The sequence below is a fragment of the Streptomyces sp. NPDC045955 genome (assembly GCF_056430805.1).
Map to the genome: position 1 here is coordinate 18,970 of NZ_JBWKKY010000022.1, position 21,219 is coordinate 40,188.

General features: G+C 73.4%; 21 protein-coding genes, 1 tRNA gene and 1 pseudogene. 10 read left to right on the top strand and 13 right to left on the bottom strand.

Annotation, left to right across the window (positions count from 1 at the left end):
- Positions 1–82: 82 nt before the first annotated feature.
- The 6 genes from AC07F0_RS32900 to AC07F0_RS32925 all read right to left on the bottom strand — a co-directional run bounded on the left by AC07F0_RS32900 (position 83) and on the right by AC07F0_RS32925 (position 2,544).
- Complete coding sequence (locus tag AC07F0_RS32900; protein WP_478983620.1) at positions 83–376, bottom strand: Dabb family protein; 294 nt, start codon at positions 374–376, stop codon at positions 83–85.
- Positions 376–552: a hypothetical protein gene (locus tag AC07F0_RS32905; RefSeq protein WP_478983621.1), complete on the bottom strand. Its 177-nt coding sequence runs from the start codon at positions 550–552 to the stop codon at positions 376–378. Before AC07F0_RS32905 ends, AC07F0_RS32900 begins: the two co-directional genes overlap by 1 nt.
- Before the next feature lie 83 nt (positions 553–635).
- Positions 636–720: transfer RNA gene (locus AC07F0_RS32910), tRNA-Ser, on the bottom strand.
- Between the two features lie 55 nt (positions 721–775).
- Positions 776–1,207: a tRNA adenosine(34) deaminase TadA gene (gene tadA / locus AC07F0_RS32915; protein WP_478983622.1), complete on the bottom strand. Its 432-nt coding sequence runs from the start codon at positions 1,205–1,207 to the stop codon at positions 776–778.
- A 56-nt stretch (positions 1,208–1,263) separates the two neighbouring features.
- Positions 1,264–1,800, bottom strand: coding sequence for a tRNA adenosine deaminase-associated protein (locus tag AC07F0_RS32920; protein WP_356928273.1), 537 nt, complete (start codon positions 1,798–1,800; stop codon positions 1,264–1,266).
- A gap of 288 nt (positions 1,801–2,088) precedes the next feature.
- Positions 2,089–2,544 carry a hypothetical protein gene (locus tag AC07F0_RS32925; protein WP_478983699.1) on the bottom strand — a complete coding sequence of 152 codons (456 nt, stop codon included), beginning with the start codon at positions 2,542–2,544 and terminating at the stop codon, positions 2,089–2,091.
- Between the two features lie 132 nt (positions 2,545–2,676).
- Here AC07F0_RS32925 and upp point away from each other — a divergent pair, with 132 nt between their 5' ends.
- Positions 2,677–3,312: a uracil phosphoribosyltransferase gene (gene upp / locus AC07F0_RS32930; RefSeq protein WP_436728159.1), complete on the top strand. Its 636-nt coding sequence runs from the start codon at positions 2,677–2,679 to the stop codon at positions 3,310–3,312.
- A 19-nt stretch (positions 3,313–3,331) separates the two neighbouring features.
- On the opposite strand, the gene AC07F0_RS32935 is transcribed toward upp, so the two are convergent.
- The 6 genes from AC07F0_RS32935 to AC07F0_RS32960 all read right to left on the bottom strand — a co-directional run bounded on the left by AC07F0_RS32935 (position 3,332) and on the right by AC07F0_RS32960 (position 6,928).
- Positions 3,332–3,952, bottom strand: a complete 621-nt coding sequence (locus tag AC07F0_RS32935; protein WP_478983692.1) for a LytR C-terminal domain-containing protein — start codon at positions 3,950–3,952, stop codon at positions 3,332–3,334.
- Positions 3,953–4,070: 118 nt separating this feature from the next.
- A complete protein-coding gene (locus AC07F0_RS32940; RefSeq protein WP_003991361.1) occupies positions 4,071–4,367 on the bottom strand; it encodes a type II toxin-antitoxin system VapB family antitoxin in 297 nt (98 codons plus the stop codon).
- A gap of 344 nt (positions 4,368–4,711) precedes the next feature.
- The gene (locus AC07F0_RS32945) at positions 4,712–4,864 is read right to left on the bottom strand and encodes a hypothetical protein (RefSeq protein ID WP_478983623.1); all 153 of its coding nucleotides are present in this window, start codon (positions 4,862–4,864) and stop codon (positions 4,712–4,714) included.
- A 69-nt stretch (positions 4,865–4,933) separates the two neighbouring features.
- Complete coding sequence (locus AC07F0_RS32950) at positions 4,934–5,272, bottom strand: hypothetical protein (RefSeq protein WP_478983624.1); 339 nt, start codon at positions 5,270–5,272, stop codon at positions 4,934–4,936.
- 283 nt (positions 5,273–5,555) lie between these two features.
- Positions 5,556–6,149, bottom strand: coding sequence for an HhH-GPD-type base excision DNA repair protein (locus AC07F0_RS32955; RefSeq protein ID WP_478983625.1), 594 nt, complete (start codon positions 6,147–6,149; stop codon positions 5,556–5,558).
- A gap of 56 nt (positions 6,150–6,205) precedes the next feature.
- Entirely contained in the window at positions 6,206–6,928 is a 723-nt protein-coding gene (locus AC07F0_RS32960) for a siderophore-interacting protein (RefSeq protein WP_478983693.1), read from the bottom strand.
- Between the two features lie 80 nt (positions 6,929–7,008).
- Between AC07F0_RS32960 and AC07F0_RS32965 the strand changes: the two genes are divergently transcribed.
- The 4 genes from AC07F0_RS32965 to AC07F0_RS32980 all read left to right on the top strand — a co-directional run bounded on the left by AC07F0_RS32965 (position 7,009) and on the right by AC07F0_RS32980 (position 12,258).
- A complete protein-coding gene (locus tag AC07F0_RS32965) occupies positions 7,009–9,102 on the top strand; it encodes a penicillin acylase family protein (protein ID WP_478983626.1) in 2,094 nt (697 codons plus the stop codon).
- Positions 9,095–9,703, top strand: a complete 609-nt coding sequence (locus AC07F0_RS32970; RefSeq protein WP_478983627.1) for a GNAT family N-acetyltransferase — start codon at positions 9,095–9,097, stop codon at positions 9,701–9,703. Before AC07F0_RS32965 ends, AC07F0_RS32970 begins: the two co-directional genes overlap by 8 nt.
- Positions 9,700–10,185: a cupin domain-containing protein gene (locus AC07F0_RS32975; protein ID WP_478983628.1), complete on the top strand. Its 486-nt coding sequence runs from the start codon at positions 9,700–9,702 to the stop codon at positions 10,183–10,185. Before AC07F0_RS32970 ends, AC07F0_RS32975 begins: the two co-directional genes overlap by 4 nt.
- 222 nt (positions 10,186–10,407) lie before the next feature.
- Positions 10,408–12,258, top strand: coding sequence for a copper resistance CopC/CopD family protein (locus tag AC07F0_RS32980; RefSeq protein ID WP_478983694.1), 1,851 nt, complete (start codon positions 10,408–10,410; stop codon positions 12,256–12,258).
- Here AC07F0_RS32980 and AC07F0_RS32985 read toward each other — a convergent pair.
- Positions 12,158–13,129 carry a DUF72 domain-containing protein gene (locus tag AC07F0_RS32985; protein ID WP_478983629.1) on the bottom strand — a complete coding sequence of 324 codons (972 nt, stop codon included), beginning with the start codon at positions 13,127–13,129 and terminating at the stop codon, positions 12,158–12,160. The genes AC07F0_RS32980 and AC07F0_RS32985 overlap by 101 nt on opposite strands.
- 187 nt (positions 13,130–13,316) lie before the next feature.
- Here AC07F0_RS32985 and AC07F0_RS32990 point away from each other — a divergent pair, with 187 nt between their 5' ends.
- The 5 genes and pseudogenes from AC07F0_RS32990 (at position 13,317) to AC07F0_RS33010 (ending at position 21,211) form a co-directional block, all read left to right on the top strand.
- Positions 13,317–15,836: a SpoIIE family protein phosphatase gene (locus tag AC07F0_RS32990; protein WP_478983630.1), complete on the top strand. Its 2,520-nt coding sequence runs from the start codon at positions 13,317–13,319 to the stop codon at positions 15,834–15,836.
- A gap of 13 nt (positions 15,837–15,849) precedes the next feature.
- Positions 15,850–16,317 carry a DUF4383 domain-containing protein gene (locus AC07F0_RS32995; protein ID WP_478983631.1) on the top strand — a complete coding sequence of 156 codons (468 nt, stop codon included), beginning with the start codon at positions 15,850–15,852 and terminating at the stop codon, positions 16,315–16,317.
- A 19-nt stretch (positions 16,318–16,336) separates the two neighbouring features.
- Positions 16,337–16,802: pseudogene (locus AC07F0_RS33000) on the top strand (MSMEG_6728 family protein).
- 171 nt (positions 16,803–16,973) lie between these two features.
- Positions 16,974–19,586 carry a hypothetical protein gene (locus tag AC07F0_RS33005; protein ID WP_478983632.1) on the top strand — a complete coding sequence of 871 codons (2,613 nt, stop codon included), beginning with the start codon at positions 16,974–16,976 and terminating at the stop codon, positions 19,584–19,586.
- 5 nt (positions 19,587–19,591) lie between these two features.
- Positions 19,592–21,211, top strand: a complete 1,620-nt coding sequence (locus tag AC07F0_RS33010; protein WP_478983633.1) for an ABC transporter substrate-binding protein — start codon at positions 19,592–19,594, stop codon at positions 21,209–21,211.
- Positions 21,212–21,219: the final 8 nt, after the last annotated feature.

Genomic DNA, 21,219 nt, shown 5'->3' on the forward strand with positions numbered 1-21,219 from the left:
TGAGGGATGAAATACGGCATAAATGTGCGCCCACGGCAGAAGAGCCCCCCGTCGGAGCGACGGGGGGCTCGAAGCGGCGGGCTCAGAACTCGTAGTCGGCGATCACCCACGTGGCGAACTCGCGCCACAGCGCGACACCCGCCTGGTGGTCGGGATGCTCCAGGTACCGGCGCAGCGCGTCCGCGTCGTCGAAGGCCGAGTTGATGGCGAAGTCATGGGCGATGGGACGGTCGCTGACGTTCCAGCCGAGCTCCCAGAAGCGGATCTCGGGGATCGTGCCGTCGAGGGCGCGGAAGGCCTCGACGCCCTTCACGACCCGCGGGTCGTCGCGCTCGACGCCCTCGTGGAGCTTGAAGAGGACCAGGTGGCGGATCATCACTTTCCTCCGTTGGCGACCCACGTGGCGAAGTCGCCGAGGGCGCGGGCGGCGTCCGATATGCCCTGGAACCCTATCTGCATGTAGTCGGCGGCCTTCTTCGGGTCCGTAATGATCACGTACAACACGAAGACCACGACGACGTAGACGGCGACCTTCTTCGCGTTCACCGCCATCGCGGCCTCCCCAGTCACTGGTGTCCCATGCAGCGCACATGATCGCACGAAGGGCCCCGTCTGACGACGGGGCCCTTCTCCAGCGGTAGCGGAGGGATTTGAACCCTCGGTGACTTGCGCCACACTCGCTTTCGAGGCGAGCTCCTTCGGCCGCTCGGACACGCTACCGAGGGAGACCTTACAGCAAGGTGCGGCGTGCTTTGAAATCGGTAAGCGGCGACGGTCAGCGGCCGCGGAAAAACTCGGTGAGCAGCCCGGCGCACTCCTCGGCGAGCACGCCCTCGATCACCTCGGGCCGGTGGTTGAGCCGCCGGTCGCGGACGAGGTCCCAGAGGGAGCCGGCCGCGCCGGCCTTCTCGTCGCGGGCGCCGTAGACGAGCCGGTCGACGCGGGACTGCTGGATCGCGCCCGCGCACATCGTGCAGGGCTCCAGCGTCACCACGAGGGTGCACCCGGCGAGCCGCCACCGGCCGAGTGCGGCCGCGGCCCGCCGGAGGGCGAGGACCTCCGCGTGGGCCGTCGGGTCGCCGCCGGCCTCGCGTTCGTTGTGCCCGGCCGCGAGCACGGTCGTGCCGTCCGGGGCCAGGACGACGGCGCCGACGGGTACGTCCCCGCCCCGGACGGCCTCGGCGGCCTCATCCAGGGCGAGCCGCATCGCGGGCCGCCAGGGGTCCCGTACGGGATCCGGTGGTCCCGGGGTGGTGCGTGCGGTCAGCGGACCGTCTCCAGGGTCTCCGAGGCGCCCAGGGCCTCGGCGATCTCCGTGACGGCGTCCGTCGCCAGCGAGCGCAGCTCTTTCTCGCTCACACCGAGATCGTCCAGGATCTGGGCGTCGCCGACCGGGCCGTGCGGCACGGCCTCGCCGGTTCCGGCGACCGGGTCGCCGTCGCCGGCCTCGTCGTCGTCGGAATCACCGTCCTCCGTGCCGTCGAGGTCGAGGGCGTCCAGGTCGTCCCCGTCGTCCGGATCGCGTCCGAGCAGCTCGTCGGTGAGCAGGATCTCGCCGTAGCTGCTGCGGGCAGCGGCGGCGGCGTCCGAGACGTAGATGCGAGGGTCGTCCTCGCCGTCCACGCGGACGACGCCGAACCAGGCGTCCTCCTGCTCGATGAGCACGAGCACCGTGTCCTCGTCGGGGGAGGCTTCACGGGCCAGGTCGGCCAGATCCGACAGGGTTTCCACATCGTCGAGCTCCGTGTCGCTCGCTTCCCACCCGTCTTCGGTGCGCGCGAGCAGTGCGGCGAAGTACACCGTGACTCTCCCACTGGTCATAGGCGTGCCGGTTGGGGATCCCCCCGGCGGAGGTTGCGGGCGGGGAGGGCTCGTCCGAGCCCCGCCCACTCGGAATCGTGGCAGAAACAAGGCGTTCAGGGGACGTCTTCGGCTCCCTGTGTCCGGCAGTTCTGCTCGCACGCTCGTTGCCGCCACCTGCGGATCGTACGCGTCTTTCCCCCGCTCCACGCACGGGCCACCTCGACAACATCCGCGCGGTTCGTGATCTTCCCCGGAGGTGTCATCGTGGGTTTCGTCGGGCGTTTCCTACCAGCGGAACGTGCGCATGCGCATCGCGTGCCGCAGCCGGGCCACCTTGACGCGGCGCGGCTGGACACGGTCGCGCAGCTCCCGGGCCTCGGCCAGATCGCGCAGGAACCGGGCGCGCCGCCGCCGGCGCTCGGCGTCGGTCTCGTCCGCCCCGTCCACCGGCTCGGCCTGGACGGTCCGGGCAGGCGCACCGGACCTGCGGGTCTCACCGGCGGCACCGGCGGCCCCGGTCGCACCGGAGCTACGGGTCGCACCGGAGCTACGGGTCTCACCGGCGGCACCGGCCGCACCGGTCCTGCCGGCCGCACCGGTCCTGCCGACCGCACCGGTCCTGCCGGGCCCACGGGTCTTACCGGTCCTGCCGGTCTCGTAGGCCCCGGTCTCGTATGTCTCCGTGGCCGGCGCGGGCCGTGCGCGCGGCGACGGATCGTCTCGGGAATCCCGTTCGGGCATCAGGCTCACCACCCCCAGTCCGTCTCTACCGCTTTCCCCCGGACGGGCGGTTTGACGCCGGCGCACGGGTGACGGGTGGACGGCGGGCTTGCCGTGCCGCCGGGGTCAACGGGCCCGGTTACTGTTGTCGGCATGCGTCTCCACGTCGTCGACCACCCCCTGGTCGCCCACAAGCTCACCACGCTGCGCGACCAGCGCACCGACTCCGCGACCTTCCGCCGTCTCGCCGACGAGCTGGTCACCCTGCTCGCCTATGAGGCCACGCGCGACGTGCGCACCGAACAGGTCGACATCAAGACGCCGGTGGCCGCGACCACGGGCGTCAAGCTGTCCCACCCGCGTCCGCTGGTGGTGCCGATCCTGCGGGCCGGCCTCGGCATGCTGGACGGCATGGTCCGGCTGCTGCCCACCGCCGAGGTGGGTTTCCTCGGCATGATCCGCAACGAGGAGACGCTCCAGGCCTCCACGTACGCCACGCGGATGCCGGAGGACCTGTCGGGCCGTCAGGTGTATGTGCTGGACCCGATGCTCGCCACCGGCGGCACGCTGGTCGCGGCGATCCAGGAGCTGATCCGGCGCGGCGCCGACGACGTGACCGCCGTGGTGCTGCTGGCCGCGCCGGAAGGTGTCGAGGTCATGGAGCGCGAGCTGGCGGGCACTCCGGTGACGGTCGTGACCGCGTCGGTCGACGAGCGCCTGAACGAGCACGGCTACATCGTGCCGGGCCTCGGCGACGCGGGGGACCGGATGTACGGGGCGGCCGAGTAGGTCCGGTGTCCCGGGCTGCTCAGCAGCCCTTCTTCGCCGACGGCGCCGGCTCGGGCGTGGCCAGCTTGGTCAGGGCCCGGTCGGCGTCCGGCTTCTTGGCCAGCTCCTTGAAGCCGTCGCCGATGACGAGGTCGAGGGCGGTGCCCTTGCGGGTCGCCTCGGTACGCCGTTCGGCGCCCGGGAGCTGGGCGCCGAGCACCGGCAGCGAGGTGTCGAGTGCGGAGGCGGGGCCGAGCAGCACGCCGGTGCCCTTGACCTTCTTGTCGTACTGCTTGGTCGCGTTGCCGACGTCGCCGATCTTGAAGCCGCGCTTCTTCAGCTCGTCGGCGGTCTTCTTCGCCAGACCGCTGCGGGTGGTGGCGTTGAACACGTTGACCGTGATGGCACGCGGTTCGGGCAGGGGCTTGGCGCGGGGCGAGGGGCTCGCCTTGGTCTTCGGGGCGCAGTCCGTCGTCCCGCTGCCGGCCGCCGAGGCCTTTTCGCCGCCGCCGGTGAAGACGTCGATGAGCTGCCATGTGCCCCAGCCGCCCACGCCGAGCACGGCGGCGGCGGCGACGACCAGCCCGACGAGCCTGCCGCGCCGCCGGGGCCGGCGCATCCGCGGGTACTTGTTTCCCTTGATGCGGTATTTGCCGCCCATGCCGGGGGGAGTCAGCATGCTCATGAGCGCAGCGTAGTGCGCCCGGGCGACGATGCCTACTAGATGATCATTCGACGTCGCCCAGCGGACCCGAAAGGGTCAACCCGTGACGGCGGGGTCAGTCGAGCTCGAGCACGCGCGCGTGCAGCACCTGACGCTGCTGGAGTGCCGCCCGCACCGCGCGGTGCAGGCCGTCCTCCAGGTACAGGTCGCCCTGCCACTTCACGACGTGCGCGAAGAGGTCGCCGTAGAACGTGGAGTCCTCGGCGAGGAGCGTCTCGAGATCGAGCTGCTGCTTGGTCGTCACGAGCTGATCGAGGCGGACCGGGCGCGGCGCGACGTCCGCCCACTGCCGGGTGCTGTCCCGGCCGTGGTCGGGGTACGGCCGGCCGTTTCCGATGCGCTTGAAGATCACACGGAAAGCCTACCGGGCAGGACCTTCCGGGCGCAGCCGTGGCGACGGAGTGCGACGCTGAAAAAAACCCCACAAGGCGGTACGAACCGGGAACGGCGGCGTGAATATGCCGGACCGCGAGACCGTGCCGGCGGCCCCACCCGCCCGAGGCAGGCCGACCGGCTCCGGGCCCCGCGCCGCCGAGGCGTTCCTGGAGTGGATCGCGCAATCCGTGCGCCTGATTCGCCCGAAAGGGGTCGGCGGGGACCGGGTGGGAGATCGCGCCGTCGCTTAGGGACGGCCCGGCGACCGGGGGCGGCGGAGGCGCTGGCCTGGCCGTCACCGCCACCGCCTCCGCCGCTCGGTCAGCCGTGTTCCCTCTCCTTCGGGGTCTGCTGCCGTTCCCGCGTCCGCGTCCCGGACGGGGGCTGAGGCTGGGGCTGGGACGGCTTGGGGGTGTTGCGGACGGCCTCGGCGCGCAGGAGGGCGCGCAGGACCGCGTACGGGTCTTCGAGCATGGCTGTGTTCCTCGTTCCGTGTTGCTGCGCATGGCTGCGTACGGGCTGACGGGCAGGTGCCCGGTCCCGTCAGCAGCGCAGGACCTCGGAACGCAGGGGCCGAGGGTCGTGCCGCGGCCCCGGCGGCATGGGTGCGGGATGCGGCGCGGTGTACGCGGACCCGGAACTCGGGAGCGGAGTGGGGCGCAGGGGGACGGCGGTGCGCCGGGCGCCCCGGGCCGGTGGGCGCAGGGCCGTGTCGAGGACGTCGCACTCGACGGCCGTGCTCTCCGCGGAGACGGCGGCCGTCGGCGCCGCGTGCGCCTCGGCGTGCGCGCCGGGCACGAGCAGGGCGAGCAGCAGGACGAGTACCCGCGGCCACGTGCTTCGACGGGTGGCGCGGGGGGCCGGCTGCGGTGCGGGGTTCACGGGAGGTGGTTCCCCGTCGTGGGCACGCGGTTCATCTCACCGGGTGCGAGTTCCGCTCGCTCGGCGTACGACGACCCTGGTTACGCAGGGCGATGACGTCGGGCCCCAAGCTCCGGGGTCGGCCGGGCGCGTGCCGGTGGGAGGGGCCGCGCTCCGGTCCCCGGGGGGAGCCGCTCGATGGCTCGCTCATGATCCATGCTTGGCCCGCCCGGGAGACTCCCGCCACCTGGGACGGGCCGCGCGGCTGATGGCCAGGGGCCGGGGGGTGGGCCCCCGCAGTCCGCTACTTGCCCGTTGTCTTCGCCGCCTTGGCCGCTGCCTTCATTTCCTGTTTGTGGGCTCGGACCTTCGCCAGTGACTCGGGGCCGGTGATGTCGGCCACCGAGCGGAAGGACTTCGGTTCGCCGTAGGAGCCCGCGGCCTCCTGCCAGCCCGGCGGCCGCACTCCGAGCTGCTTGCCGAGCAGGGCCAGGAAGATCTGGGCCTTCTGCTTGCCGAAGCCGGGCAGCTCGGCCAGCCGCTTCAGGAGTTCCTTGCCGGTGGGGGCGTCCTTCCAGACGGCCTCGGCGTCACCGTCGTAGTGCTCGACGAGGTACTGGCACAGCTGCTGGATCCGCTTGGCCATGGAGCCCGGGTAGCGGTGCACCGCCGGCTTCTGGGAGAGCAGCCCGGCGAAGGCCTCGGGGTCGTGTGCGGCGATCTCGTGCGCGTCCAGGTCGTCCGTGCCGAGCCGCTGGGCGATGGTCGCCGGACCCTTGAACGCCCACTCCATCGGGATCTGCTGGTCGAGCAGCATCCCGACCAGCGCGGCGAGCGGACTGCGCCCGAGCAGCGCGTCGGCCTCGGGGTCCTGGGCGAGGTGAAGAGTGACGTCCATGCCCCGATCATCCCTCGGCGCGGGCCCGGCCGCGTCCGGAGCCGGGCCCGCCCGGCCTACGTCGCCCGCCAGTAGCCCAGCGCGTGCACCCGCTGCTTGGGCAGGGCCAGTTCCCTGCGGACGTAGGCCGACAGGGCGCGGGTCGTCGTCGTGTCGCAGGCGATCCAGACGTACGGGTCGGACGTGTCCTGGAGCAGGCCGGGCAGGTCCGCCTTCACCTGCTCGACCAGGTGCGCGCCGGAGTCCTGGCGCGGCACCTTGCGCAGCTCGTGCCGGGCCGGGTCGGTGCGGAACGGCAGATCGTCGTCGCCGCCCTCGAACCAGACGGTGGCCCTCGCGGAACCCAGCGTGTCCAGCAGGGAGTTGATGGCCGGAAGTGAGGCCGGGTCGCCGACGGCGAAGACGTGGGAGGGAGCGGGGTCGGGGTGCTCGAAGCCGGTGCCCTGGACGGTGGCCTCGATGGTGTCGCCGGGCTTCGCCGCCCTGGCCCAGTCGCTGGCGCAGCCCTCGTGCAGGGCGAACTCCAGGCTGAACGTCCCGGCCGCCGGGTCCGGGTCGACCAGGGTGTAGGCCCGCTGGTGGGGCTTGCCCGCGTTGTCGAACCACAGCCGTACCCACATGGTCGGGTGCACGCCGGTCGCCGCGAGGAGACCGCCGTCGGTGAAGCGCAGCCGCCGGTAGTCCGGGGTGACGTCCTCCGCGTCGGTCAGGGTGAACACGAAATCCTTGGCGCGCAGCAGCTTGAGGACCGCGCCCTCCCAACCCCGCCCCTGCCCCATCCCGTATTCACCCTTCGCGTACGATTCCCGCCACAGCATTACTTAGGCAAGGCTAACCTAAAGGAAAGCGGGGGGACAGCGTGGCCACCGAGATCTACCGCGACGCCTGGGGAATTCCGCATCTGCGCGCGGACAGCGCGGCCGGACTCGCCCACGCCCAGGGCCTCGTCACCGCCCGCGACCGGGCCTGGCAGCTGGAGATCGAGCGGCACCGGGCCCAGGGCACCTCGGCGTCCTTCCTCGGCGAGAGCGCCCTGCCCTGGGACCGGTTCGCCAGACGCGCCAGACTCGACGACACCGCCAGACGCTGCTTCACGGACCTGGAGAGACGGGACCCCGAGACGGCGGACTGGCTGCGGGCGTACGTGGAGGGGGTCAACGGCGGGCTGGCGGCGGGCGCCGACGCGGCCCCCGAGTTCGCCCGCGCCCACCTCACCCCCGGCACCTGGCACCCCTGGACCCCCCTCGGCGTCTGGCTCGCCACCCACATCCTCTTCGCCGGGTTCCCGGCCAAGCTCTGGCGTGAGCAGGTGGCGGCCCATCTGGGCGCCGACGCCATCGGCCTCTTCGCCACCGACGGCCCCGGCACCTCCGGCAGCAACGGCTGGCTGGTGAGCGGGGAGCGGACCGTCACCGGGCGGGCGGTCATCGCCGGTGATCCCCACCGCTGGATCGAGGACCCGGGCGTCTACCAGCAGATCCGCCTGTCCTGCCCGGAGTTCGACGTCGTCGGCCTGGCCGTCCCCGGTGTCCCCGGCATCGCCCACTTCGGGCACACCGGCACGGTCGCCTGGGCCATCACCAACGCCATGGCCGACTACCAGGACCTGTACCGGGAGCGGCTGCGGCGCACCGGCGCCGGGGTGGAGGCCCTCGGCCCGGACGGGGGCTGGCACCGCGCGGCCCGGCACACGGAGGTCGTCGAGGTGGCGGGCGAGGAGCCGGTCGAGGTGGAGGTGATCGAGACCGAGCGGGGCCCGGTGGTCATCGGCGGCCCCGAGGGACTCGACGGCGACCCGTGGGACCCGGGCGCACCGCCCGTCGCGATCAGCCTGCGCTACCCGCCCCGCGTCACCGGCGACCTCGGCTTCGGCGCCCTGCTGCCGCTGCTGCGGGCCCGCCGGGTCGCCGACGTGGACCGGGCGTTCGACCGGTGGGCCGAGCCGGTCAACGTCGTCCAGGCCGCCGACACCGAGGGCGGCGTCCTGCACCGCGTCGCCGGGCGGGTGCCACAGCGCGCCGAGGCCAACCGCCTGCGCCTGGTGCCCGCCTGGGAGCCCGGCCACGAGTGGCGGGGCTGGCAGGAGACGCCCCGCGCCGGGCTCACCGACGGCGTCGCCGTCATGGCCAACCAGCGCGGCCCGGCCGCACCCCTGGGCGTCGAGTTCGCCCCGCCCCACCGCCACGACCGCATCACCGCGCTGCTCGCCGGCAAGGACCGCTGGTCCGCCGCCGACATGCCCGCGATCCACACGGACACCCACCTCGCCTCCGCGTCCGCCCTCCTGGACCGCCTCCGGGCCCTGGGGGCCCTCACCCCCGAGGCAACCGCCCTCCGGGACCGCCTCCTCGCCTGGAACCGCCGCATGGACGCCGGCAGCGCCGACGCGGCCCTCTACTCGGCCGTGCGCGGTGCGGTCGTACGGCGACTGGCGGCGCACCCCGCCTTCGCCGCACTCGCCACACCGCCGCCGTATCCGGAGGTGTTCCAGCCCTGGCTCGCTCTCCTCCCGCGTGTCGGCTTCGCCCTCGAACACCTGCTGCGGACCGAGGAGCTGTACGGAATCGACCGCCCGTCGGCCGTGCGCGCGGCGGTCGAGGAGGTGGCCGCCCGGCCGCCCGCCGGCGTCTGGGGCGGCACCCACCGGCTCGCCCCCTGGCGGGCGCTGGAGCCAGAGATGCCGTACGACGAACCGGGGCTGTCCGGCGACCACGACTGCGTGCTGTGCACCTCGGGCGTGCCCGGCCTCACCGACCGCGCCGCGCGCGGCCCGGCGGCCCGGTACGTCTGGGACCTGGCCCGGCGCGAGGACAGCCGCTGGGTCGTCCCGCTCGGCGCCTCGGGCGTCCCCGGCTCACCCCACCACCGCGACCAGCTCCCCCTGTGGCTCGCCGGCGACCTCGTCCCGGTCGTCACCGACTGGACCCTGCTGAAGAAGGAGACCGATGTCTGACCCGTACGCCTCCCGCACGGCCGTCCACGAGCAGGTGACCGACGATTTCGGCACCGTCCGCGTCCTGCCGCTGGAGCCGGAGGCCGACGCCGGGACGGTCCACCGCTGGGTGAGCGAGGACCGGGCCGCCTTCTGGGGCATGATCGGCCTCACCGAGCGTCAGGTCGCCGAGATCTACGCCCACATGGACACCCTCGCCACCCACCACGCCTTCCTCGTCGTCCGCGACGGCGAGCCGGTCGCCCTCCTCCAGACCTACGAGCCCGAGGCGGACCGCGTCAGCGAGTGCTACGACGTCCGCCCCCGCGACATCGGCGTCCACCTGCTGGTCGCCCCCGCCGGCCCGGGCGGCGCGCGCTCCGGCTGGACCACGCGGCTGGTGACCGCCATCGCCCGGTACGTCCTGCTCGGCCTGGACCGCCGGCGGATCGTGGTCGACCCGGACGTCCGCAACGAGAAGGCGGTCGCCCGTTTCCTCAAGCTGGGCTTCGCGGCGGGCCCGGTGGTCGTCCTGCCGGAGATCGACCTGCCGGACGTGTACCTGCCCGAGAAGAAGGCCCAGCTCGCCTTCCTCGACCGGGAGATACTCTTCCCCGGGTGACGCCCGACGACCTCATCGCTCACTACGGCCTCGAGCCGATCCCCCGCGAGGGCGGCCTGTTCCGCCAGACCTGGGCAGGTCCCGAACGCCCCGACGGCAGGCCCGAGGGCACGGCGATCGTCGCCCTGCTGACAGCGGGCCCGGACGACTTCTCCGCCCTCCACCGCCTGCCGACCGACGAGATCTGGCACTTCTACCTCGGCGATCCCCTGGAGCTCCTCCTGCTCGCCCCGGACGGCGGCACGCGGACGGCGGTGATCGGACCGGACGTCCTCGGCGGCCAGCACGTCCAGTACACGATCCCGGCGGGCACGTGGATGGGCGGCAGGGTGCGCGAGGGCGGGCAGTGGACCCTGTTCGGCTGCACGATGGCCCCCGGCTTCACGTTCGAGGGCTATGAGCACGGGGACGCGGCGGAGCTGACGGCACGCTATCCGTCAGAGGCTGACCGCATCCCCGGGCTGTGCCGACCTGCCTTTTAGGGCCGAGGGGCTGTGTCGATGTGCGGCTCCGCCGCGCGGGCGCGAACAACCCCGACGCACCCGCAGCCGCCCACCCACGGCCACCGGCCTCCCCCGCTGAGCGCGAGACGACTCCCTTCCGTACATAACCGGGAGCCGTACAGCCCGACCCCGGAGAACCACGTGCACCAACGGCGGAACGAGGAGCGCAATGGCGGACACCCCCGGCGACTTCAAGCCCTGGTGCTGCTCGGCACCGTGCTGGTCCTGCTCCTCTTCAGCGGAGCCCCAGCTTCCGCCCACGCCGCCCTCCGCAGCACCGACCCCGACGACGGTTCCGTCGTCCAGCGTGCCCCCCGCCACCTCACCCTGACCTTCACCGAGTCCGTCGGCCTGCTCGACGACTCCTTCCGGGTCTTCGGCCCGGACCAGCGCCGCGTGCACACCGGCGAGCCGCAGCACGCGGACGGCCGTTCCGACACGGCCCGGATCGGACTGCCCGGCAAACTCGCCCAGGGCACCTACACGGTGGCCTGGCGGGTGGTGTCCGCCGACAGCCACCCGGTCTCCGGCGCCTTCACCTTCTCCGTCGGCAAACGGTCCGCGACATCCGCGCAGGTCGACACCGGCCCGGACGAGGACCCGCTGACCGGCGGCCTCCATGACGCCGCCCGCTATCTCGCCTACCTCGCCGCCGCTCTGTTCGTCGGCACGGTGGCGTTCGCGCTGCTGTGCCGGCCCGCGGACACGTCCCCGCTGCGCCGACCGCTGGTGGCCGCCTGGTGGACCCTGCTCGGCTCGACGGTCGCCCTGCTGTTGCTGCGGGCCCCGTACGAGACGGGCGCGGGCCCGGCCGCGGTCTTGGACCTCTCCGCCCTCGAACGCACGGTGACCAGCCGCCCGGGCCTGGCCCTGCTCGCCAGGCTGGCCGTCCTCCTGCTGACCGCCGCCTTCCTGCTGCGGCTGTCCCGGCACCGTGACCGCCGGGAACCCGTGCTGCGGGCGATGGGCGCGACCCTGGCCGTCGCCCTGGCCCTGACCTGGGCGGTGGCCGAGCACGCCTCCGCCGGGATCCAGGTGCCGCTGGCGATGACGTCGTCCGTGCTGCACCTGATCGCGACGGGTGTCTGGCTCGGCGGCCTCGTGGCGCTGCTGCTGACCCTGCGCCGGGCCTCCGTCGACGAGCTGGCGGAGGTCGTGCCCCGGTTCTCCCGGATCGCCTTCGCCTCGGTGACCGTCCTTGCCGTCACCGGGCTCTACCAGTCCTGGCGCGGCCTCGGCTCCCTCGCGGCACTGACCGGCACGTCGTACGGCCGGCTGCTGCTGGCCAAACTGGTCGCGGTGACCGCGCTGTTGCTGGCGGCCGGATACTCGCGCCGGTGGACGGCCCGTCTCGCGGCACCGTCGGCCGCCGCCACGCGGACGGCCGTACCGGAACGGGTCGCACAGCCGGTCGGAGCCGGGGCCCCGGCCCAGCCGGAGGGACCGGGCGAGCCCGGCGAATCCAGCCCGGCAGAGGAGTCGGAGAAGCCGGATGCAACGGAGAAACCGGAGAGGGCGCCGGCGTCGGCCCCCGAGTCCGGCGACCCGGACATCCGCCGTCGCGGTCTGCGCCGGTCCGTCCTCGTCGAGGTCGCCGTCGCCGCCGTGGTGCTGCTGATCACGACACTGCTCACGGCCACACTGCCGGGCCGCGCGCAGGCCGAGGCCGCGCAGCGGCCCCCGGTGGGTGCGCTGCCGCCCACGGCCTTCGCCTCGGTGCCCTTCGACACGGGCGGCAGCTCCGGCACCCTGTCCGGCCGCGGCACGGTACAGGTCACCCTGGACCCGGCCCGGGTCGGCGAGAACGGCGTCCAGGCCGTGGTCTACGGCGCCGACAAGGGTCTGATCGTCGTCCCCGAGGTCCGCATCACCTTCACCCTCCCGTCCAGGAAGGTCGGCCCGATCGACGCCGGACTCACCGACGTCGGCGGCTACTGGAGCACCAACTCCGTCAATCTGCCCCTCGCCGGGACGTGGACGATGAAGACGACCGTGCGGGTGTCGGACGTGGACCAGGTGACGGTGGAGAAGCAGGTGCGGATCGTGCCCTAGGGACCCTCGGTGCCGCCGTCGGCGTTTCGCCGGCCAAGAGCCGCGTCATGCACTCGGCGGCCCGGACGGCGGCGTCGCCGCAACAGTTGTTGAACAGGACGTGGATCTGTCCGGTCCGCTCGGCCAGTCGGCGCACGCGGGGCAGCCACTCGGCGAGTTCGTCCTCGCCGTACGCGTACCGGAACCGGTCCTCCTTGCTGCCGGTCCCCCAGGCGGTGCTGCGTCCGTGGAACCGTACGACGGACAGCCGGGGCGAGGTGACGGGGGTGACGGGCGGCATCGAGGAGGGCAGCGTCTGCGTCATGTCGACGGCGACCGCGGCCAAGCCGAGCCGGGTGAGCAGCGTGCACGTCGCCTCCGCCCGGGCCGGCTCCCACCACGAGGGATGCCGGAACTCCACGGCGACGGTCCACCCGCGGGTCCGCTCGGCGCACTCGTGCAGGAAGGACTCCGCCCGTTCCCCGGGCCGGAACCACGGCGGGAACTGGAACAGCACGCTCCCGAGCCGCGCGGCCCGCCGCAGCGGCTCGATCCCGGCCGTGAACCGGGCCCACACCTCGTCGAGCACGGCAGGATCGCGGTGGTCGGCCGGCAGCCCGGCCGGCATCGCCGTATCCCGGGTGGGGTGCCCGGTCAGCAGCGAGAACGCCTTCACGTCGAAGACGAACCCGTCCGGTGTCCGCTCGGCCCACAGCCGGCTGTTCCGCTCGCTCGGCAGCGCGTAGTACGAGGCGTCGACCTCGACGACCGGGAAGCGCTCGGCGTAGTGCCGTAACCGCCCCTCCGCGTCCCGCCGCCCCGCCGGATACCAGCCGCTGCCGACCAGGGCCCGGTCGGTCCAGGAACACGTGCCCACCAGGATCTCGCCCATGGGGCACCGGTTACCCGGGCGGGGCGGCGACAGACTCCTCGGGCGGGCCGCGGCAGCAGGGTGAGGGCCGTCACAATAGGGGTAATCAGGGGATAGGTCGCATATCGGATGACTGCCTTCCGCAGTGTCCGGATCACCGCAGATTGCCTGCCAGCGCAGATTCCCCGCCAGAGCGAGATGACCGATCATGGAGCAGCCCGTCACCGTCGGCCGGGCCGGCCACCGGGCCGACCGGGCGCGCGGAGCGGAACCCCGAGTCCCCCAAGCTCCCGAAGCCCCCGACGTCCCCGAGACGCCGGAGGCCCTCGCGGAGCTCGTCGGCGAGTCCCTCACCGCCCGCGTCACCCTCGACGAGCAGGGCAGGGTGACCGGCTGGAACACGGGCGCCGAGCGGCTCCTCGGGTACTCGGCCCGGCAGATGACCGGCCGCCCCGCCGCCGAGCTGCTGGCCGAGCCGATCCCGGCCCGCGGCCTGCCCGCGCTCGCCGGACTGCCCCGGTGGAACGGCGAGGTCAGGCTCCGGCACCACGACGGCAGGAAGCTGACCGTCCGGGTCCTCGCCCACCACAGGACGACGCCCGGCACCGGCGCCCCCGCCTGGCTCCTCCTGTCCGCCCTGACCCGCCGGCAGCCCCGCCCCAGCCTCGACGAATCCCTCGTGAGCTGGAGCTTCACCCAGTCCCCGTGCTGTGCCCTGGCGCTCTACGACACCCGGCTCCGGCTCAGGCGGGCCAACGAAGAAATGCAGGGGGCCATGGGGCTCACCGAGGAGGAGATGCTGGGCCTGCGCGTGTCCGAGATCGTCGACGACGAGGCCGGTGAGCGGGCGGAACGCAGCATGGTCCGGGTGCTGCGGACCGGCGAGCCGCAGTACGAGGAGAACTACCTGCGCGCCCCGGGCGAGACCTTCGAGCACGCCTGGTCGGTGTTCGAGTCCGCGCTGCGGGACGCCGAGGGCACCATCCAGGGCGTCTGCATCTCCGCGCACGACATGACGGAACAGTTCTGGGCGCGCAAGCGGCTCCAGCTGATCGCCGAGGCCGGCCGGCGCATCGGCGGCACGCTCGACGTGCGGCGCACGGCCGAGGAGCTGACGGACGTGATCGTCCCGGCCCTGGCCGACTTCGTCAGCGTCGATCTGCTCGCCGCGCTGGACGACGTGCCCGAACCGCCCGCCCGGGTCCTTCCGGCGGACGGGCCGCTGCTGCTGCGGCGGGTGGCGCTGCGGTCCGTGACCCCGGGGGCCCCGGAGGCGGTCGTGGCGGCCGGCCAGGTGGACGCCTACCCCGAGGGTTCGGCGCCCTACGAGAGCCTGCGCGCGGGACGCCCCACCCTGCACGAGGTGACCGACCCGGCGTTCGCGGCGTGGCTCGCGCACGACCCGGAGCGGGCCGCGAGGATCCGGGCGTTCGGCATCCACTCGGTGATGACCGTGCCGCTCACCGCCCGCGGCACCACGCTGGGAGTCGCGTGGCTCGTCCGGTACCGCAACCCCGAGACCTTCCGGCACGACGACCTGCTCCTGGCCGGGGAACTGGTGGCCAGGGCCGCGGTCAGCATCGACAACGCCCGCCGCTACACCCGGGAGCGCGCCACGGCCGTCACGCTCCAGCGCAGCCTGCTGCCGCAGCGGCTGCCCCGGCAGGCGGCGGTCGAGGTCGCCTCCCGCTACCTGCCGGCGGGCGGGCACGCCGGCGTCGGCGGGGACTGGTTCGACGTCATCCCCCTGTCCGGGGCGCGGGTTGCCCTGGTCGTCGGCGACGTCGTCGGCCACGGCCTGCACGCCTCCGCGACCATGGGCCGGCTGCGGACGGCCGTACGCACCCTGGCCGACATCGACCTGCCGTGCGACGAACTCCTCACGCACCTGGACGACCTGGTCGCCCGGCTGAGCGTGGAGGCGGAGGACGGGGAGGACGGCGAGACCTCCGGGGACGTGGGCGCGACCTGCCTGTACGCCGTGTACGACCCCGTGTCGCGACGCTGCTGCTTCGCCGGGGCCGGACATCCGATGCCGGCCGTGGTGAGCCCCGACGGGAGGGCCGAGCTGATCGAACTTCCGGCCGCACCCCCGCTCGGCATGGGCAGCCTGCCCCACGAGGCCACCGAGGTGGTCCTGCCCGAGGGCAGCCTGCTCGCCCTCTACACCAACGGCCTGATCGAGAACCGGGACCGGGACCCCGACGCCGGCGTCCACCGGCTGCGGGAGGCCCTCGCCCGCCCGGCGCCCTCGCTGGACGCCCTGTGCGACAGCGTGCTGGCCGACCTGCTGCCGCAGCGCCCGGCCGACGACGTGGCCCTGCTGGTCGCCCGCACCCGCGCGCTCGACGCGAGTCAGGTCGCCACCTGGGCGGTGCCGGACGACCCGTCCGCGGTCGCCCAGACCCGCAAGGACGTGGTGGCGCAGCTGGAGAGGTGGGGGCTGTCCGACGCGGTCTTCGTCACCGAGCTGGTCGTCAGCGAACTCGTCACCAACGCCATCCGGCACGCTCAGCCGCCGATCCAGCTCCGTCTGATCCACGACAACACCCTGATCTGCGAGGTCTCCGACGGCGGCAACACCGCTCCCCACCTGCGGCGTGCCCGGACCTACGACGAGGGCGGGCGCGGCCTGCTCCTCGTGGCCCAGCTGACCGAGCGCTGGGGCACGCGCCAGGGCGCCTGGGGCAAGACCATCTGGGCGGAACAGACCATCTCTCTGCAGTGAGGATCCACCGGCCATGACCACACACACTTCCCACCGGGCCGCCGCGGCACCCGTGCAGCGGGCCGCCCAGTTGGTAGGCGTCGTCTTCCTCCTGGTCGGCGTGCTGGGGTTCATCCCCGGCATCACCACCGACTACGACTCGATGGAGTTCGCCTCCCATGAGTCGGGCGCCGAGCTGCTGGGCCTGTTCCAGGTCTCGATCCTGCACAACCTCGTGCACCTGGCCTACGGTCTCGTCGGCCTGGCCCTCGCCCGCACGGCCGGTGGAGCGTACTCGTACCTGCTGGTCGGCGGCGCCGTATACCTGGTGCTCTGGGTCTACGGCCTGTCCGTCGGCCACGACAGCGACGCCAACTTCGTCCCCCTCAACACGGCGGACGACTGGCTGCACTTCGCCCTGGGCATCGTGATGATCGGCCTGGCTCTGGCGTTCGGGCGCCGCCGCCCGGCCCGCACCTCCCGCACCGGCGCGGACCGGTAGGCATCCCGCACGCGACGGCGTGCAGACCTTCCTCCCCTACTCCGGTTTCCGGGAGTCGGCCCTGGTCCTGGACCGCCGCCGGCTCGGCAAACAGCGGGTCGAGGCCTGGCAGGTGCTGCGCGGCCTGGTCGTACCGGGGTACGGCTGGCGCCACCACCCGGCGGTCCGGATGTGGGCCGGATACGAGGAGGCACTCGTCCGCTACGGCCTGGAGATCTGCCGCGTCTGGCGCGCACAGGGCCACCAGGACAGCTGCGCGGCCACCCTGGTCGCCGACCTCGGGGCGATCCGCCCGCCCGCCCCGGTCCGCGACCAGCACGTCCTGGCGGCCGAGGGCGAACTGCCCCCGTGGCTGGGCGAAACCCCCTTCCACCACAGCCACCGCTCGGCCCTCGTCCGCAAGGACCCCGCCACCTACGCCGACCTCTTCCCCGGCGTCCCGGACGACCTGCCTTGTGTGGCCGGCGTCGGACCGGGCCGGTTAGGCACCGGGGGGCGTCGCGGGGCAGGCGGGGTTCGCGGACACCCGCTCGGCAACTTCCTTCCGCGCCGCCCCCGTTGTCCGATCAGACCGTTCCGTGTTCCACTGGATCTTTTCTGGCACATCGGTCACCGGTCACCCGCTCCCGGGCGGGCAGGCACTCCATGGGGGGTCCGTGTGTGAAGAACTGGGGTTCGAGAAACTCCTCGGCGAGGAGGGCTTCTTCGCGCGGCTGCTGGGGCGGGCGCCGTCGGGAGCCGGCCGGGACCTGCTGTACGGCCCCGACCTGCCCGTCGTCCTGCTCACCGGCGGCCCGGGCATGGGCAAGGGCCGGCTGCTGCGCGCCGTCCGGGACCGTTTCGCCGCCAAGGTGCCGGTGATCCACCTGGACTGCGCCTCCCCGGTGTACGCGGACCGCGCGGACCCGGAGCCCGGCGCCCGCTCGGCCGCGACCGAGGCCCTGGTCGAGGTGGCCCGGCGGCTGTGCACCTGGCAGGGGACCGGCGGCTCGTTCGCCTTCCCGCGTCTCTTCACGGGCCTGGCCATGATCGCGACCGGCGTCGCGGAGGGCACGCCCGAGGCGGTCGCGACGGAGGCCGAACGCTACGAGGACCTGGCCCAGAAGCAGCGCCTGCGCGGGCTGGGCGTCGGCGACTTCTGGCGCGGTGTCCTGCGCGGCACCATCCGCAACCTCCTGACCACCCTCGGGCAGGCTCTCGACCCGTACTCGGCGGCCGTGAGCAACGCCCTCCTGGACGCCCTGTTCGAGGGCCTCGCGCCCCGGGGCAGGGCGGAGCTGGGGCGGATCTACGGCGCGTATCCCGGCGCCGCCGGGCAGCCCAGGATCGGGCTGCGCATCCTCGCCGCCGACTTCCGGGCCGGCGGCGAGGCACGTGAGGTCGCGGAGAGCTTTCTCTTCCGGGCCCTGCGCGAGGACCTGGAGGCGGCGTACGCCTCACCCGCGGGCTGGCTGCGCCGGGTCGGCCGCCCGTGCCTGCTGCTGGACCACGCCGAGTCGCCCCTGGGCGAGCAGTTGCTGCGCGCCGTGCTCACAGACCGGCGGGGCGGACAGCGCGACCGCGTGGTCATCGTCGGCACGGCACGCCGGCCGGACGGCGGCGCCTTCCTGCACGGCGGCCTGCCGCCCGAGGAGGCGACGCCCCCGGCGGAGTACCGCCCCGCCGACGGCGCCCCGCCCGCCTGGTCCCGCCGTACGGACGGGGGCGCGGACCGGGCGCCCCTGGCCGACGGCGTGCTCCTGCTGCGGATGCCGCTGCTCACCGGCGACCAGCTCCGCCGGGAGACCGTACGAAGACAGCAGCGCGCCGAGCCGGAGGGCGGCACGAACCGCCGCCGTATCGACGCCGCCGTGGCCCGGCTGAGCGGCGGCCGGCCACACACCGTGATCCGCCTGGCCGAAGCCGCCGCCGCCTTCCGCATGCCGGCGGACGCCAACGACCGGGACATCCTGGACGCCCCGTTACGGCTCCCCGGCGACGACACCCTCGAACGCCCCGTCGCGGACGTCCTCCTGCGGGAACTGATCCTCGACCAGTTACCCGTACGGCTCCCGACCGAGCACCACGACCACTGGCTCGACCTCCTCACCCACCTGTCGGTGGCGCACGACACGGAGTGCGCGGACGTCCTGCTCCGCCATCACCAGCAGGGCCACGTCCACCATCTGACCGCCCATCACGTCGCCCGGCTCCTCACCGACACGGGCTGGCCCGGCTGCGAACGCCACTTCATAGGCGACTTCGGCCTCCGCCAGCTGCTGGTGCACCGCCTGTACGGATTACGCCCCGGCGGGGCCGCCTGGTACGCCGACCATCACCTGCTGCGCGACCACTATGCGCGGCGTGCGGTGGGGGAGGCGGGGGGCCGGGGGAGCGCGGCCTCGGGTGGCGCGGCCTCGGGTGGCGCGGCTTCGGGTGGCGGGGTGCCGGGCGGTGGGTCGCCGGGTGGTGGAGTGCCGGGTGGCGGGTCGGCAGGTGGTGGGCAGCCGGGTGGTGGAGCGCTGGGTGACGGGTCGCCGAGGGGCGGGGTGCTCGGCGGTGCGGCCTTGCGCGGAGGGGTGCCGGACGGCGGGGCCTTGCGCGGCGCGGAGCCGGACGGCGGGGCGTTGCGCGGAGGGGTGCCGGACGGCGGGGCGTTGCGCGGAGGGGCGTCGGACGGCGAGGCCTCGCCCCAGGGGGCGCCGGGCGAGGGGGCGCCGGGCGCCGGAGGCCGGCGCGCCGGAGCCTCACCCGGCGCGGCGTGGGGCGGCAGCGGAGCGTGGGGCGGCGGTGCGGCCCGGGCCGGCAACGGGGCCTGGGGAAGCGGGGCCCCCGGCGGCGGTGCCTTCCGCTCGCTCACCGCCCACCGCATGAACCACCACTTGGTCTCCGGCGGCGTGGACGATGTCGTCAGCCACCTTGCCGCCACCCTCCCCGGCCGCCCCCGCGAGTGGTGCGCGGAACTCCTGGAGATCGCCCAGGCGCCGTACCCGGGCGGGGCGGACGCCCGGCGGGAACGCGCCCAGGGCCTGGTGCCCGTGGACGGCCCACCGCTGCGCCGCACCGTCGACCAGCTGCTGCACGCGGTCTGGCTGTGCGAGGAGCGGACCAGGCCGACCGGCAAGGAGACCGCCCGCACCCTCGCCAAGTTGCTGGACCTCCTGTCGATCATGGACTTCGAGGGCGCGGGCCTGCTCAGCAGGACGGCCACGGACTGGAGCGGACTCGCGGAGAACGAACAGCCCCTGTTGCGCTGCACCTGCACCGAACAGCTCCGGAGAAGGAGATAACGGGCATGCCCAGATGGCGGAAGATCCTGTTCTCACTCCTGGGCGCGGCGGCGCTCGCGGCAGGCCTCGTGCTCGTCTACCTGCTCGTCACCAGGCCGGACACCTGCGCGGACGGCGTGGAGCGGATCGACGGCGAGTGCATCGGCGTCAACGGCGAGGGCTACGACTTCGGCACCCCGGAGATCACCGACGTGGCCCGGGCCATCGCACGCGAGAACCAGAGGATCGAGAAGCAGCCGTACGTCACGGTCGCGATGATGCTGCCGCTCCAGTCGGACCGGGAGGCCCTGCGCCGGCAGATGCGCAGTGACCTCCAGGGCGCGTATCTGGGGCAGCGCCAGGCCAACGCGGGCGAGGGCGAACCCCCGAAGATCCGCCTGGTGCTGGCCAACCCCGGGCAGGACTACGGCCGTCAGGCGAAGGTCGTCGACACCCTGCTGCGGATGGCCGCCTCGCCCGAGGACCGGCTGCGTGCGGTCACCGGCTTCAACCTGAGTCTCGCCGCCACCGAGGCGGCCGTGGCCCGGCTGACGGAGAACAAGATCCCGGTGCTCGCCGCCCGGATCAGCGGAGACCGGATCGCCAACGAGGACCGGCCGGACGGGATGGCGAAGCTCCGCTTCCCGGGCCTGGCCCGCATCCTCCCCACCAACCACGACGCGGCCCAGGCCCTGGCCAACTTCAACGGCGAACGCGGCCGCCAGAACCTCAGGACGGTCCTGGTCTACGACAAACGCCCGGACGGCTACAACGAGTCGCTGGCGAAGGCCTTCAGCAGGATCGAGGAGAAGGGCCCGGCCGGCCCCGCCGCGATGTCGTTCGAGTCCCCGTCGATCGACGAGGCGGGCTCGACCGGCAACCAGTTCACCCAGACGGCCAACAACATCTGCGACTCCCGGGCCGACACGGTCTACTTCGCGGGCCGCACCCTCCACCTGCGTATCTTCGCGCTGAAGCTCGCCGAGGTGGGCTGCAAGGACCGCCACTACACCATCGTCAGCGGCTCGGACGCGGCCTCGCTGCGGCAGGACATGACGGAGCGGGACTGGGCCAGACTGCGCGGTGACGACGGCAGGCCGAAGGTGACGGTGCAGTACGCGGCCCCCGCCCACCCCGACGCCTGGACGACGGAACTGACGGCCTGGACGAAGAAGTACACGGCGACCCACGACCGCGAGCCGGCCGACCAGGACCTCCCCCAGTACCTGACCGAACCGAAGGCGGCCCTGGACGCCCTCAGGCAGCAGATCAGCGCGACCGAGAAGGAGGGGATAAAGCTGGGCTCCACTCCCCACTTGGAGGACTCCCGGACGATGCTCGTCCACGACGGCCTCATCACCATCGGCAAGGCCCTCCACCAGGCCCAGAAGAACGATCCGGAATCGGTCCCCACCCGCGAGGACGTCGGCCGCCAGTGGCCCCTCCTGCAGTCCCGCCACCGCGTCCAGGGCACCAGCGGTCTGATCTGCCTCACCACGGGTGGCAACGCCTACGACAAGCCGGCCTCGATCGTCGAACTGGACCCGGGCCGCAAGGGCCGCGGCACACTGAGGTTCGTCGGCCTGGGCTGGCCGACGGGCAAGCCGCAACCACAGAACTGCGTCATCCCCAGCAGCACTTCATGAGGACCTGA